This is a genomic window from Pseudomonas putida (assembly GCA_029953615.1).
Lineage (GTDB): Bacteria > Pseudomonadota > Gammaproteobacteria > Pseudomonadales > Pseudomonadaceae > Aquipseudomonas.
In genome coordinates, this window is the sequence record CP124529.1 from 2,073,410 (window position 1) to 2,088,073 (window position 14,664).

Here is a 14,664-nt window from a genome sequence, read left to right on the forward strand (position 1 = left end):
GGAGCGGGCGTGCCCGCGAAAGGGCCGGATCAGGCCGAAGCCGTAACCTGCACCGGGCGCTTGACCTGCGGCTGCGAGGCATTGGCCGCAGCACCCTCTTCGATCGCCTGCTGAATTGCCTTGCGACGACGCTCTTCGGCCTGGCGGCTGAAGTACCAGACGAAGAAGGTCACCAGCGACACCGACAGCAGGATCAGGCTGGCCACGGCGTTGATCTCCGGTTTCACACCCAGGCGCACCGCAGAGAATACTTCCATCGGCAAGGTGGTCGAGCCCGGGCCAGACACGAAGCTGGCCAGCACCAGGTCATCCAGCGACAGCGCGAACGACATCATGCCGCCCGCTGCCAGCGATGGCGCGATCATCGGGATGGTGATCAGGAAGAACACCTTCCACGGCTTGGCCCCCAGGTCCATCGCCGCCTCTTCGATCGACAGATCCAGCTCACGCAGGCGTGCCGACACCACCACCGCCACATACGCCGCACAGAACGTGGTGTGGGCGATCCAGATGGTGACGATGCCACGCTCCTGCGGCCAGCCGATCATCTGCGCCATGGCCACGAACAGCAGCAACAGCGACAGACCGGTGATCACTTCCGGCATTACCAGTGGCGCGGTGACCAGGCCACCGAACAGCGTGCGGCCCTTGAAGCGGGTAACCCGGGTCAGTACGAACGCCGCCAGGGTACCCAGCGCCACAGCTGCCACCGCCGTGTAGCAGGCGATTTCCAGCGAGCGCATCACCGACCCCATCAGCTGGGTGTTGTCGAGCAGGCCGACGTACCACTTGATCGACCAGCCACCCCATACCGTCACCAGCTTGGAGGCGTTGAACGAGTAGATCACCAGGATCAGCATCGGCAGGTAGATGAACAGCAAGCCGAGCACCAGCATCAGCTTGGAGAAACTGAAGCGCTTCATGTCCTGCCCTCCATTTCTTTGGCCTGGCTGCGGTTGAACAGCAGGATCGGCACGATCAGGATCGCCAGCATCACCACCGCCAACGCCGAGGCCACCGGCCAGTCACGGTTGTTGAAGAATTCCTGCCACAGCACCTTGCCGATCATCAGGGTTTCCGGGCCGCCCAGCAGCTCAGGGATCACGAACTCGCCAACCACCGGGATGAACACCAGCATGCAGCCGGCGATGATGCCGTTCTTCGACAGTGGCACGGTGATCTTCCAGAAGCTGTTGAAGGTGCTCGAACCCAGGTCCGAAGCGGCCTCGAGCAGGCTCGCGTCGTGCTTCACCAGGTTGGCGAACAGCGGCAGGATCATGAACGGCAGGTACGAATAGACCACGCCGATGTACACCGCCAGGTTGGTGTTGAGGATTTGCAGCGGCTGGTCGATCAACCCGATCCACAGCAGGAAGCCGTTGAGCAGGCCGTTGTTGCTGAGAATCCCCATCCAGGCATAAACGCGGATCAGGATCGCGGTCCAGGTCGGCATCATGATCAGCAACAGCAGGACCGTCTGCGTCTCCTTCTTGGCGTTGGCAATGGCATAGGCCATCGGGTAGCCGATCAGCAGGCACAGCAAGGTGCTGAAGAAGGCCATCTTCAGCGAGCCCAGGTAGGCCGAAATATACAGTTCATCCTCGGTCAACAGGCCGTAGTTGGCCAGGTTGAGCACCAGCTGGATCTTGTCTTCGACGTAGCTGTAGATCTCGGTATACGGCGGGATCGCCACGTCGGCTTCGGCGAAGCTGATCTTCAACACGATGAAGAACGGCAGCATGAAGAACAGGAACAGCCAGATGAACGGCACGCCGATCACCAAGTGCCGCCCCTCCGGGGTAATGCGCTGGAAGGCTCGCTTGAGCTTGCGCAGTTTCATGACCGCAGTACCACGCCGCTGTCGTCTTCCCACCACACGTACACTTCGTCGCCCCAGGTCGGGCGGGTGCCCTGGCGCTCGGCGTTGGCGACGAACGACTGCACGACCTTGCCGCTCGGCAGCTCGACATAGAACACCGAGTGGCCACCCAGGTAGGCAATGTCGTGAACCTTGCCGCGCGACCAGTTGTGCTCGCAGGTCGGTTGCTGGGTGGTGACCAGCATCTTTTCCGGGCGCAGGGCGTAGGTGATGTGCTTGTCTTCCACCGAGGTGGTGATGCCGTGGCCGACGTAGATCTTGCGCTCCAGCTCCGGGCTGGCAATGATCGCGTGGCCTTCGGCGTCGTCGACCACTTCACCTTCGAACAGGTTGACGTTACCGATGAACTCGCACACCAGGCGGCTGGTAGGCGTCTCGTAGATGTCCACCGGCGAACCGATCTGGGCGATCCAGCCCAGGTGCATGATGGCGATGCGCTGGGCCATGGTCATGGCCTCTTCCTGGTCATGGGTCACCATCACGCAGGTCACGCCCACGCGCTCGATGATCTCCACCAGTTCCAGCTGCATCTGCGAACGCAGTTTCTTGTCCAGCGCGCCCATCGGCTCGTCGAGCAGCAGCAGCTTGGGGCGCTTGGCCAGCGAGCGGGCCAGGGCCACGCGCTGGCGCTGGCCACCGGACAGCTGGTGCGGCTTGCGCTTGGCGTACTGGGTCATGTGCACCAGCTTGAGCATCTCGGCCACGCGGGCGTCGATCTCGGCCTTGGGCATCTTGTCCTGCTGCAGGCCGAAGGCAATGTTCTGCGCCACGGTCATGTGCGGGAACAGCGCGTAGGACTGGAACATCATGTTGATCGGCCGCTCGTAGGGCGGCATGTCGGTGATGTCGACGCCATCGAGGAGGATCCGCCCTTCGGTCGGACGCTCGAAGCCGGCCAGCATGCGCAGCAAGGTGGACTTGCCGGAACCGGAGCCACCCAGCAGGGCGAAGATCTCGCCCTTGCGGATTTCCAGGGACACATCGTCCACGGCTACCGTTTCGTCGAACTTTTTCGTGACCCGGTCGATCTTGACCAGCACCTGCTTGGGTTGCTGGCCACCCTCGAGGGCTTTTTTATAGGCACCGGAGGCAACTGCCATGAGTGAAACTCCCAACAAGATTTTTGTGCCCGCGAGCCCTGTTCTACAGGGGCCTCCACGGGCCTGGATTTTTACTTGCCCGACTTGACCTTGGTCCAGCTACGGGTCATCAGCCGTTGCACCTTGGGTGGCAACTCTGAATTCACGAACATCTTGTTCAGCACTTCCTGCGGTGGGTAAACCGCGGCGTCAGTCCTCACGGCCTGGTCCATCAGGTCGCCAGCCTTGGGGTTCGGGTTGGCGTAACCGACGTAATCACTGACCTGGGCGATAACCTCAGGCTTCAGCAAATAGTTGATGAAGGCATGCGCCTCTTTGACGTTTTTGGCGTCCTTGGGGATCGCCAGCACGTCGAACCAGAGGTTGCCGCCTTCCTTGGGAATGGCATAGGCCAGGTTCACGCCCTTCTTCGCCTCTTCGGCGCGGGTCTTGGCCTGGAACACATCACCCGAAAAACCTGCCGCGACGCAGATGTCGCCGTTGGCCAGGTCGGTGATGTACTTGGACGAGTGGAAGTAGGTCACGTACGGGCGCACCGCCAGCAGTTTCTTCTCGGCGGCCTGGTAGTCCTTGGCGGTTGGTGCTATTGGGGTCCAGCCCCATGTAGTTGAGCACCGCCGGCAGCATTTCGTCCGCCGAGTCGAGGAAGGCCACGCCGCACTTGGCGAGCTTCTTCATGTTTTCGGGCTCGAACAGCACTGCCCAGGAGTCGATGGTGTCCACGCCCAGCGCAGCCTTCACCTTGTCGACGTTGTAACCGATGCCGTTGGTGCCCCACAGGTAAGGCACGGCGTACTGGTTGCCCGGGTCGTTCCTTTCCAGGCGCTTCATCAGCGCCGGGTCCAGGTTGGAATAATTGGGCAGCAGGTTCTTGTCGAGCTTCTGGAACGCGCCCGCCTTGATCTGCTTGCCGAGGAAATGGTTGGACGGCACCACCACGTCATAGCCGGTATTGCCGGCCAGCAGCTTGCCTTCCAGGGTTTCGTTGGAATCGAACACGTCTTGCACGGGCTTGATGCCCGTGGCTTTCTCGAAGTCCGCGAGTGTGGTCGGGCCGACGTAGTCGGACCAGTTGTAGAAGTGCACCGTAGGCGCCGCTTGGACGCTGCATGCCAGCGTCAGGCCCGCTCCAGCCATCAAGGCTTTGCGGAATACAGAAATGGACAAGTGGGTGGTCCTCACAATCAGTGCCTGGGTAGCGACAATGCTGCCGCACACGCAAAACCGGCGCGCAACTTACCTTCGCAGCTTCGATGCCGCAATCATCAATTGCCTTTCACTGGCTCTGGGCCGGGATCCCCCGGCCCAGAGGTGCCGCATCGGGGTTATTTGCCCGACTTGATCTTGGTCCAGCTGCGGGTGATGTCACGCTGGGCCTTCGCTTCAGGTGCAGCGATGGCGTACAGCTGTTTCTTCACTTCGGCTGGTGGGTAGATGCTTGGGTCGCTGGTGATTTCCTTGTCCACGAACTGGGTGGCGGCAGCGTTGCCGTTCGGGAAGCGCACGGCGTTGGTGATTTCAGCCATGATTTCCGGCTGCATCAGGAAGTTCATGAACTGGTAGGCAGCGTCTTTGTGCTCGGCATCCTTGGGGATAGCGACCATGTCGTAGAAGGTACCGGCACCTTCCTTCGGAATGACGTAGTCCACTTTGACCTTGTCGCCAGCTTCGTGGGCACGGGCCTTGGACTGCTCCAGGTCACCCGAGTAACCGACGGCTACGCAGATGTTGCCGTTGGCCATGTCGCCGATGTACTTGGACGAGTGGAAGTAGGTGATCGAAGGACGGATCTTGAGGAACAGGTCCTCGGCGGCCTTCAGGTCTTCCTTCTTGGTGCTGTCGGTCGGCTTGCCGAGGTAGTGCAGCGCAGCCGGGAGCATTTCGGTCGGGGCGTCGAGGAAGCTCACGCCGCAGCTCTTGAGCTTGGCGATGTTCTCAGGCTTGAACACCACGTCCCACGAGTCGATCTTGTCCACGCCCAGCGCGGCCTTGACCTTCTCCGGGTTGTAGCCGATGCCGATCGAGCCCCACATGTACGGGAAGGCGTGCTTGTTGTCCTTGTCGCTGGCATCGCCAACGGCCTTGAGCAGGTCAGGGTCGAGGTTCTTCCAGTTCGGCAGCTTGGAGCGGTCCAGCTCCTCGTACACGCCAGCCTTGATCTGCTTGGCCAGGAAGTTGTTGGACGGCACCACGATGTCGTAGCCGGACTTGCCGGCCAGCAGCTTGGCTTCGAGGGTTTCGTTGCTGTCGAACACGTCGTACTTGACCTTGATACCGGTCTGCTTCTCGAACTTGGCAATGGTGTCCGGAGCGATGTAGTCCGACCAGTTGTAGACGTTCAACACCTTGTCTTCAGCCTGAACAGCGGTAGCCATGGCGCCCATCAGGGCGGCGGCCAGCAACGTCTTGCCCATTTTATTCATGCGTAATGCTCCAGAATTTTTTTGTTTAGCCATCTGTTCAGCAGCCAGGACCTACGGTGCAGAGCGCGCGGCGACTGAAACAGTCGCTAGTCTGGCAAGTTACAAGGCTCTGTATCAAGGAAAGCAGGGCCTTGTAACGACTTAATGTCACATCGCTAGCCTAGCAAACTGTCAACGAATCGCTTCGAGCGTCAGGTCCAGGCATTTGCGTGCCTTTTCCACCAGTTCGTCGATCTCCGCGTGGCTGATCACTAGCGGTGGCGCGATGATCATGGTGTCCCCCACCGCGCGCATGATCAGGCCATTGTCGAAGCAGAAGGTGCGGCAGATCATGCCCACGCCCTTGCCTTCGTAACGGCTGCGGGTGGCCTTGTCCTTGACCAGCTCGATCGCGCCGAGCAGGCCCAGGCCGCGTACCTCGCCCACCAGCGGGTGGTCCTGCAGTTCACGCAAACGCTTTTGCAAATACGGTGCCGCTTCGGTGCGCGCCTTCTCGACGATTTTCTCGTCGCGCAGGATGCGCAGGTTTTCCAGGCCCACCGCCGCCGCTACCGGGTGGCCGGAGTAGGTGAAGCCGTGGTTGAAGTCGCCGCCTTGGCTGAGTACCTGGGCCACGGTGTCACGCACGATCACACCGCCCATGGGGATGTAACCGGAGGTCAGGCCCTTGGCGATGGTCATCAGGTCGGGCTTGAGGTCGTAGTAGTCGGAACCGAACCACTCGCCGGTGCGGCCGAAGCCGCAGATCACTTCGTCGGCGACGAACAGGATGTCGTACCTGGCGAGAATCTCCTTCACCTTCGGCCAGTAGGTTTCCGGCGGGATGATCACGCCGCCGGCACCCTGGATCGGCTCGGCGATGAAAGCGGCGACGTTGTCTTCGCCGACTTCGAGGATTTTCTGCTCCAGCTGCTCGGCTGCCCACACCCCGAACTCATCCGGGGTCATGTCGCCACCTTCGCCGAACCAGTAAGGCTGCGGGATATGCACGATGCCAGGGATCGGCAGGCCGCCTTGCTCGTGCATGCCGCTCATGCCGCCCAGGCTGGCACCAGCCACGGTGGAGCCGTGGTAGCCGTTGATGCGGCCGATGATGGTCTGCTTCTGTGGCTTGCCTTTCAGCGCCCAGTAGTGGCGGACCATGCGCAGCACGGTGTCGTTGCCTTCGGAGCCGGAACCGGTGAAGAACACATGGGTCATGCCCTGTGGCGCCACGTCGGAGATGGCCTTGGCCAGCTCCAGCGCAGGCGGGTGGGCAGTCTGGAAGAACAGGTTGTAATACGGCAGCTCGCGCATCTGCTTTTCTGCCGCCTGCACCAGTTCCTCACGGCCGTAGCCTACTGCCACGCACCACAGGCCAGCCATGCCGTCGAGAATCTTGTGCCCCTCGCTATCCCACAAATGCACACCCTGGGCCTTGGTGATGATGCGCGGCCCCTTTTCCTTCAGCTGCTTGTAATCACTGAAGGGCGCGAGGTGATGCTCCCCGCTCAGGGTTTGCCATTCACGGGTTTGCGGGTTGTTGACGCTCATGTGCTTCTCCGTTGTTCGACAGCCGCGTCCTGCGGCACCAGATTTATCAGACAGCAAACAGCAGGAACTCACGCTCCCAGGAACTGATGACTCGCTTGAAGTTCTCGTGCTCGGCGCGCTTGGTAGCGACGTAGCCGGTGATGAACTTCTTGCCCAGGTACTGCACCAGTGCACGGCTGTTTTCCATGCGTTCCAAGGCATCTTCGATGGTCAGTGGCAGGCGCAGGTTGCGGCGTTCGTAGCCACGGCCCTGCACCGGCGCGCTGGCGTCGATGCCTTCGACCATGCCGATGTAGCCACACAGCAGGCTGGCGGCAATGGCCAGGTAAGGGTTGGCGTCGGCGCCTGGCAGGCGGTTCTCGACCCGGCGGCTTTGCGGGCCGGCGTCCGGCACGCGCAGGCCGACGGTACGGTTTTCCTCGCCCCACTCCACGTTCACCGGCGCCGAGGTGTCGGGCAGGAAGCGGCGGAACGAGTTGACGTTGGGGGCAAACAGCGGCAGCGCCTCGGGGATGAACTTCTGCAGGCCACCGATGTGGTGCAGGAACAGTTCGCTCATGCTGCCGTCGTCGTTGCTGAAGATGTTCTTGCCGGTAGCCACGTCGACCACGCTCTGGTGCAGATGCATGGCACTGCCTGGCTCGCCGGTCATGGGCTTGGCCATGAAGGTGGCGGCGACATTGTGCTTGAGCGCGGCCTCGCGCATGGTGCGCTTGAACACCAGGATCTGGTCGGCCAGGTGCAGGGCATTGCCATGACGGAAATTGATCTCCATCTGCGCCGTGCCGTCTTCATGGATAAGCGTGTCGAGGTCCAGCTGCTGCAGTTCGCACCAGTCGTAAACGTCTTCGAACAGCGGGTCGAATTCGTTGGCGGCTTCGATCGAGAACGACTGGCGGCCGGTTTCCGGGCGGCCCGAGCGGCCTACCGGGGGCTGCAGCGGGAAGTCAGGGTCTTCGCTGCGCTTGGTCAGGTAGAACTCCATCTCTGGCGCGACAATCGGCTGCCAGCCCTTGTCAGCGTAGAGCTTGAGCACTTTCTTCAAGACGTTGCGCGGCGATAGTTCGACCGGGTTGCCCTTCTTGTCGTAGGTGTCGTGGATCACCTGGGCGGTCGGCTCGATGGCCCATGGCACGAGGAACACGGCGTTCTCGTCGGGGCGGCAGATCATGTCGATGTCCGCCGGGTCCAGCAGTTCGTAATAGATGTCGTCGTCGACGTAATCGCCGGTCACGGTCTGCAGCAGCACGCTCTCGGGCAAGCGCATGCCTTTTTCGGCGATGAACTTGTTGGTAGGCGAAATTTTGCCGCGAGTGATGCCGGTCAGGTCACTGATCATGCATTCGACTTCGGTGATCTTGTGCTCTTTCAACCAATCGGTGAGCTGGTCGAGGTTGTTACTCATAAATACCTCAGGAGGTAAGGTGGTCCGCGCACTGATTCTGGATGGAGTACATTGCTAAAGCAAAAACCCCCGCGCAGAGCCACAGTGGATACACTGAAAACAGGTGCGTCCGTAATGAGTTCGAAAGGCAGGAAGACGAAACGAAGGGCGGCAAGCCGCTACGAGGGCAGGTCCGGGCGCGCCAAACGTCAATTATTGCGGCCAGGGCGGCAACGCCATCGACGAAGCTTGCAAAAATGACGGATGTACCCGATGGCACTGCGCAGGCAGTGCTTTCAGGTCGCGGCAAGCGGACCATGTGACCCTCGTATTATTGTGTTCTGGGTTGAGACCGAGCTTAGCCTTGTTCATTTTTTTACACAACACCTCCGTAAAAAATAAAACACGGCTCGTCGGAGATAGCCCTTCGTGCGGTAAATAGCGGATAATGGCTTGCCCCGATATGCAGCAAATCTGCCGTCGATGAGCCATTTCAGGGCATCATGGGGTTGGCTTGACATCAGTTTGTCTTTTCGATTGACTGGTCTTGCAAGCCCCCCTTGATTGATATTTTTAACAACAAAGGTGTTGCATCATGTCGGTACCCCCGCGTGCCGTTCAGCTTAACGAAGCGAACGCGTTCCTTAAGGAACATCCTGAGGTTCTCTACGTTGACCTTCTGATTGCAGATATGAATGGTGTGGTGCGTGGCAAGCGCATAGAGCGCACCAGCCTCCACAAGGTTTACGAGAAAGGCATCAACCTGCCGGCCTCCCTCTTCGCCCTGGACATCAACGGTTCCACCGTCGAAAGCACCGGGCTGGGCCTGGATATCGGCGATGCTGACCGCATCTGCTATCCAATCCCTGACACACTCTGTAATGAGCCGTGGCAAAAGCGCCCCACCGCCCAGCTGCTGATGACCATGCACGAGCTCGAAGGCGAGCCGTTCTTCGCCGACCCGCGTGAAGTACTGCGCCAGGTCGTGAGCAAGTTCACCGAAATGGGCCTGACCATCTGCGCCGCATTCGAGCTGGAGTTCTACCTGATCGACCAGGAGAACGTGAACGGCCGCCCGCAGCCGCCACGCTCGCCCATTTCCGGCAAACGCCCGCAGTCGACCCAGGTGTACCTGATCGACGACCTCGACGAATATGCCGACTGCCTGCAGGACATCCTCGAAGGCGCGAAAGAGCAAGGTATCCCGGCCGACGCCATCGTCAAGGAAAGCGCCCCGGCGCAGTTCGAAGTCAACCTGCACCACGTGGCCGACCCGCTCAAGGCCTGCGACTACGCGGTACTGCTCAAGCGGTTGATCAAGAACATCGCCTACGACCATGAAATGGACACCACCTTCATGGCCAAGCCCTACCCGGGCCAGGCAGGCAACGGCCTGCATGTACACATTTCCGTGCTGGACAAAGATGGCAACAACATCTTCACCAGCGAGGATCCCGAGCAGAACGCCGCGCTACGTCACGCTGTCGGCGGTGTGCTCGAGACCCTGCCCGCTTCGATGGCGTTCCTTTGCCCGAACGTCAACTCGTACCGCCGCTTCGGTGCGCAGTTCTATGTACCGAACGCGCCTAGCTGGGGCCTGGACAACCGCACCGTGGCCCTGCGCGTGCCGACCGGTTCGCCGGACGCCGTGCGTATCGAGCATCGCGTGGCCGGTGCCGACGCCAACCCGTACCTGATGATGGCCGCCGTGCTGGCCGGCGTACACCATGGCCTGACCAACAAGGTCGAGCCGGGTGCGCCGATCGAAGGCAACTCGTACGAGCAGCTGGAGCAGAGCCTGCCGAACAACCTGCGCGATGCCCTGCGCGAGCTGGACGACAGCGAGATCCTGAACAAGTACATCGATCCGAAGTACATCGACATCTTCGTCGCGTGCAAGGAGAGCGAGCTGGAGGAGTTCGAGCACTCGATCTCCGACCTCGAGTACAACTGGTACCTGCATACCGTGTAAACGAAAACGCCGCCCACAGGGCGGCGTTCTTGTTTGAGATCGGTGTCGCCTGCTTCGCGGGCTTGCCCGCTCCCACAGGTACACCACAGGTTTCAGGCCTTGTGAGTACCCTGTGGGAGCGGGCGAGCCCGCGAAGAGGCCGGTACAGGCTTACAAGGGCTTCTCGAAGATTTTCGAGTTGCGCTGGTAGTTGTACAGCGAAGCCCGCGCCGCCGGCAGCCGCTCCACCCCACTCGGCGCAAACCCGCGTTCGCGGAACCAGTGCGCGGTTCGCGTCGTCAGCACGAACAAGGTGTTCAGCCCCAACTGCCGCGCCCGGCTCTCGATACGTTCCAGCAGTTCGTCACCACGCCCGCCATGGCGGTACTCCGGGTTCACCGCCAGGCACGCCAGTTCGCCGGCGTCGGAGTCGGCAATCGGGTACAACGCCGCACAGGCGATAATCATGCCTTCGCGCTCGACCACGCTGAATTGCTCGATCTCCCGCTCCAGCACCTCGCGCGAGCGACGTACCAGGATGCCCTGCTCTTCCAGCGGGCTGATCAGCTCCAGCAAACCGCCCACATCCTCGATGGTTGCCTCGCGCACCACTTCGAACTGCTCCTGCGACACCAACGTGCCGCCACCACCACGGGTGAACAGCTCGGTCAGCAAGGCGCCGTCCTCGGCATAGCTGACGATATGGCTGCGCGCCACACCGCCTTTGCAGGCTTCGGCCGCGGCATCCAGCAATTCGCCCTGGTAATCACTGCCCAGACGCTGCAAATGCGGAGCAACCTGCTGCGGGCGCAGCTCACGCACCAGCTTGCCATCGGCATCCAGAAGGCCCGGCTCGGCACCGAACAGCAGCAGCTTGTCGGCACCCAGTTCGATGGCGGCGCGGGTGGCCACGTCTTCGCAGGCCAGGTTGAAAATTTCCCCCGTGGGCGAGTAGCCCAGCGGCGACAACAGCACGATGGAGCGCTCGTCGAGCAGGCGGCTGATCCCCTTGCGGTCGACCCGGCGCACTTCGCCGGTGTGGTGGTAGTCCACACCTTCGAGCACGCCGATCGGCCGCGCCGTGACCAGGTTGCCGGACGCCACGCGCAGGCGCGAGCCCTGCATCGGCGAAGCGGCGATGTCCATCGACAGGCGCGCCTCGATGGCCAGGCGCAGGGCGCCCACAGCATCGATCACGCAGTCCAGGGTGGCGGCGTCGGTAATGCGCAGACCACGGTGGTAGTGCGGGGTCAGGCCCCGATCCGCCAGGCGGCTTTCGATCTGCGGGCGCGAGCCATGTACCAGCACCAGGCGCACGCCCAGGCTGTGCAGCAGTACCAGGTCGTGGACGATGTTGCCGAAATTAGGGTGTTCCACCCCATCGCCAGGGAGCATGACCACGAAGGTGCAGTCGCGATGGGCATTGATGTACGGGGAGGCATGACGCAGCCAGTTGACGTAGTCGGGCATGACAGGGCCTGTGGATAAGTGGACGGAGAACGGCGATACAGGGGGCGTTCAGGATCATCGTCGGAACAGGCTTGCGGTCACGCGCGGTCTCCTCTAGGCAGGAACGAATCAGTCCGGTTGACGTTTAGTCCAGGCAATAGTGCCGGATCAGGTCACGCAATAGACGCACGGTAGGCTCGATTCGTGACATTTCAAGGTACTCGCCCGGCTGGTGGGCACAAGCGATGTCGCCGGGGCCCAGCACGATGGTCTGGCAACCCAGCTGCTGAAGATAAGGCGCTTCGGTGCCGAACGCCACCGCTTCGGCGCGATGGCCGGTCAGGCGCTCCGCCACTTGCACCAGCTCGGTGTCGGCGGCCTGCTCGAATGGCGGCACCTCCGGGAACAAAGGCGCATAGTCGATGCGCACCTCGAAGCGCTCTGCCACCGGTACCAGCCTGGCGCGGATGGCCGCACGCAGTTGCTCCACATCCATGCCTGGCAGCGGGCGCAGGTCGAACTCCAGGGCACACTGGCCGCAGATACGGTTGGGGTTGTCGCCGCCGTGAATGCAGCCGAAGTTCATGGTCGGGGTCGGCACGGTGAATTGCGGGTTGCGGTAGGCCTGCTGCCATTGCTGGCGCAAACCCATCAACTCGCTCATTACTGCGTGCATGGCCTCCATGGCGCTGCGGCCCAGGCTTGGGTCCGAAGAGTGGCCGCTGCGCCCGAGGATGTCGATGCGGTCCATGAGGATGCCCTTGTGCATGCGGATCGGCCGCAGCCCGGTGGGTTCGCCGATCACTGCCGCACGGCCGAGCGGCTGGCCGGCCTCGGCCAGCGCACGGGCGCCGGACATGGAGCTTTCTTCGTCACAGGTGGCAAGGATCAGCAGCGGCTGTTTGAAGTCGTGCTCCAGCAATGGGGTGACCGCTTCGATGACCAGTGCGAAGAAGCCCTTCATGTCGCAGCTGCCCAGACCGACCCAGCGGCCATCGGTTTCGGTCAGCTTCAGCGGGTCACTGGCCCACAGCTGTTCATCATAAGGTACGGTGTCGCTGTGCCCCGCCAGCACCAGGCCACCCGGGCCAGTGCCACGGCTGGCCAGCAGGTTGAACTTGCCGGGGCTGACCTGCTGGATGTCGCACTTGAAACCCAGGTCGCCCAGCCAGCCGGCCAGCAGGTCGATGACCTGGCGATTGGACTGGTCCAGCGCAGGCTGGGTGCAACTGACCGAGGGCGCGGCAATCAGGGCGGCGAACTGGTCTTTCAGCGTCGGCAACGGCATGCGCGTACTCCTCGGAAGCGTTGCCCATCATAGCAATGCCAATCGTTCGCGGGGCAACCGTGTGGGCTTCTTCGCGGGCTCGCCCGCTCCCACAGGGGTTGCACCGCCCTTGAAAGCGATGCTGTACCTGTGGGAGCGGGCAAGCCCGCGAAGAAGGCCACCACGATCCAACAGACGAGAGCCGACTCCTGTAGACTGCTGGGCAACCACGCCCCCTCCTTCGAGCCTGTGATGCACAAAGAAACCGAACTCAAGCTCCGCGCCAGCCGCGAGACCCTTGCCGCCCTGCGCGAGCACCCTCTGCTGAAGAAGCGCAACAAGTCCGGCTGGCAGACCCGCGAACTGCTCAACCAGTACTTCGACACCCCCGAGCGCGAGCTCTCCGCTGCCCGCGTCGCCCTGCGCCTGCGCCGCGATGGCGAAGCCGTCATCCAGACTCTCAAGTGCCGCGGCACCAGCGTGGCCGGCCTGTCCGAGCGCAACGAGCACGAATGGCAGCTGGACAAGGTCAAGCTCGACCTGAAGAAGCTCGACGACAGCTGCTGGCCCGCGCAACTGGCCAGCCTGGACAAAAAGACCATCAAGCCGCTGTTCACCACCGACTTCAGCCGTGAATACGCCGAAATCGCCTGGGGCCGTGGCAAGAGCAAGGTAGTGATCGAGGCCGCACTCGACCAGGGCTTCGTGATCGCCGGCAAGCGCAAGGAAGAAATCTGCGAGCTGGAACTGGAACTGCGTGAAGGCGAGCCACAGGCGCTGCTGGAACTGGCCGCCGAGCTGGCCGCCAGCCTGCCGCTGATGCCATGCGACATCAGCAAGGCCGAGCGTGGCTACCGCCTGCTGGAGCCGGACAGCTACGAGCTGAGCCTGCCGCACACCGAGCTGGAGGCCGAAATGGCCGTGGACGACGCCTACGCCGCACTGGCCTGGCAACTGCTGGGCAGCAGCCAGCGCCTGGCGGAGCAATATCGCCACAACGGCCACTGGCGCCTGTTGCAGGACTGGGTCGAGTGCCTGACCGAGCTGCGTGCCGTTACCGCCAGCCTGGGCCAGGCCGCGCCGCGCGCCACCACCCGCGACCTGCGCAGCAGCCTCGACGCCCTGCTCGAAGACTGGCGCCCTTTGGTGCAGGCCGGCAATGACGACGAAGATATCCGTCGCGCCGCCCCCGAGCAGTTCGCCGAAGAGCTGGAAGACGTGCGGTGGGGCCAGTTCTCGCTGGAAACCTCGCGCTGGCTGCTGGCCCGCGCCTGGACCGTGGAGCGCAAAGGCCGCGGCGAGCGCCAGGGCAAGGCGCAGCTGGCAAGCTGGCTGGCACACCTGCTGGGCGAAGAAGGCCGAGCGTTGAAGCTGCCGCTGTATACCCAGCGTCCGGAAGACCTGGCTGAGCAACTGCCGCGTATCGAACAGCTGCTGGCCTGGCTGCACCATGCTCGTCAGGTGCTTGAGGCTCCGCAGATGGACCGCCTGTATGGCGACCTGAAGAAGCTGCATGAGCTGTCTGAACAGCCGATCAGCGATGAAGTGCTGGAAGCGCGTATCGAACAGGCCCGGGCGGTAGATCAGAGCCGCGGCTGGAAGCACCTGCTCAAGGCTTGATACCGCGTAGCCTGCTTCGCGGGCTTGCCCGCTCCCACAGGGAACTGCACAAGGCCTG

General features: G+C 62.2%; 10 protein-coding genes and 1 pseudogene. 2 read left to right on the top strand and 9 right to left on the bottom strand.

Annotated elements, in window-relative coordinates:
* Window positions 1-29: 29 nt before the first annotated feature.
* The 7 genes and pseudogenes from QIY50_09495 to QIY50_09525 form a co-directional block, all read right to left on the bottom strand.
* Window positions 30-923 (bottom strand): ABC transporter permease subunit, encoded by an 894-nt coding sequence (locus QIY50_09495; GenBank protein ID WGV22373.1) that lies wholly within the window; start codon window positions 921-923, stop codon window positions 30-32.
* Window positions 920-1,840, bottom strand: coding sequence for an ABC transporter permease subunit (locus QIY50_09500; protein WGV22374.1), 921 nt, complete (start codon window positions 1,838-1,840; stop codon window positions 920-922). The genes QIY50_09495 and QIY50_09500 overlap by 4 nt, the downstream gene beginning before the upstream one ends.
* A complete protein-coding gene (gene potA / locus QIY50_09505) occupies window positions 1,837-2,979 on the bottom strand; it encodes a polyamine ABC transporter ATP-binding protein (GenBank protein WGV22375.1) in 1,143 nt (380 codons plus the stop codon). The genes QIY50_09500 and potA overlap by 4 nt, the downstream gene beginning before the upstream one ends.
* A gap of 71 nt (window positions 2,980-3,050) precedes the next feature.
* Window positions 3,051-4,146: pseudogene (locus QIY50_09510) on the bottom strand (polyamine ABC transporter substrate-binding protein).
* Between the two features lie 158 nt (window positions 4,147-4,304).
* Entirely contained in the window at window positions 4,305-5,402 is a 1,098-nt protein-coding gene (locus QIY50_09515) for a polyamine ABC transporter substrate-binding protein (protein ID WGV22376.1), read from the bottom strand.
* Window positions 5,403-5,573: 171 nt separating this feature from the next.
* Entirely contained in the window at window positions 5,574-6,935 is a 1,362-nt protein-coding gene (locus tag QIY50_09520; protein ID WGV22377.1) for an aspartate aminotransferase family protein, read from the bottom strand.
* A gap of 46 nt (window positions 6,936-6,981) precedes the next feature.
* A complete protein-coding gene (locus QIY50_09525) occupies window positions 6,982-8,340 on the bottom strand; it encodes a glutamine synthetase family protein (GenBank protein WGV22378.1) in 1,359 nt (452 codons plus the stop codon).
* 574 nt (window positions 8,341-8,914) lie between these two features.
* Here QIY50_09525 and QIY50_09530 point away from each other — a divergent pair.
* Entirely contained in the window at window positions 8,915-10,291 is a 1,377-nt protein-coding gene (locus QIY50_09530) for a glutamine synthetase family protein (protein WGV22379.1), read from the top strand.
* 150 nt (window positions 10,292-10,441) lie between these two features.
* On the opposite strand, the gene argA is transcribed toward QIY50_09530, so the two are convergent.
* Window positions 10,442-11,740: an amino-acid N-acetyltransferase gene (gene argA / locus QIY50_09535; protein WGV22380.1), complete on the bottom strand. Its 1,299-nt coding sequence runs from the start codon at window positions 11,738-11,740 to the stop codon at window positions 10,442-10,444.
* A 124-nt stretch (window positions 11,741-11,864) separates the two neighbouring features.
* On the bottom strand, window positions 11,865-13,007 hold the full coding sequence (gene argE / locus QIY50_09540) for an acetylornithine deacetylase (GenBank protein ID WGV22381.1): 1,143 nt from the start codon (window positions 13,005-13,007) through the stop codon (window positions 11,865-11,867).
* 231 nt (window positions 13,008-13,238) lie between these two features.
* Between argE and QIY50_09545 the strand changes: the two genes are divergently transcribed.
* On the top strand, window positions 13,239-14,606 hold the full coding sequence (locus QIY50_09545) for a CYTH domain-containing protein (protein WGV22382.1): 1,368 nt from the start codon (window positions 13,239-13,241) through the stop codon (window positions 14,604-14,606).
* Window positions 14,607-14,664: the final 58 nt, after the last annotated feature.

Bases quoted from the DNA above. Each gene is read 5' to 3' on its own strand.
- QIY50_09495 (WGV22373.1), bottom strand. From the start codon at position 923: ATGAAGCGCTTCAGTTTCTCCAAGCTGATGCTGGTGCTCGGCTTGCTG.
- QIY50_09500 (WGV22374.1), bottom strand. From the start codon at position 1,840: ATGAAACTGCGCAAGCTCAAGCGAGCCTTCCAGCGCATTACCCCGGAG.
- potA (WGV22375.1), bottom strand. From the start codon at position 2,979: ATGGCAGTTGCCTCCGGTGCCTATAAAAAAGCCCTCGAGGGTGGCCAG.
- QIY50_09515 (WGV22376.1), bottom strand. From the start codon at position 5,402: ATGAATAAAATGGGCAAGACGTTGCTGGCCGCCGCCCTGATGGGCGCC.
- QIY50_09520 (WGV22377.1), bottom strand. From the start codon at position 6,935: ATGAGCGTCAACAACCCGCAAACCCGTGAATGGCAAACCCTGAGCGGG.
- QIY50_09525 (WGV22378.1), bottom strand. From the start codon at position 8,340: ATGAGTAACAACCTCGACCAGCTCACCGATTGGTTGAAAGAGCACAAG.
- QIY50_09530 (WGV22379.1), top strand. From the start codon at position 8,915: ATGTCGGTACCCCCGCGTGCCGTTCAGCTTAACGAAGCGAACGCGTTC.
- argA (WGV22380.1), bottom strand. From the start codon at position 11,740: ATGCCCGACTACGTCAACTGGCTGCGTCATGCCTCCCCGTACATCAAT.
- argE (WGV22381.1), bottom strand. From the start codon at position 13,007: ATGCCGTTGCCGACGCTGAAAGACCAGTTCGCCGCCCTGATTGCCGCG.
- QIY50_09545 (WGV22382.1), top strand. From the start codon at position 13,239: ATGCACAAAGAAACCGAACTCAAGCTCCGCGCCAGCCGCGAGACCCTT.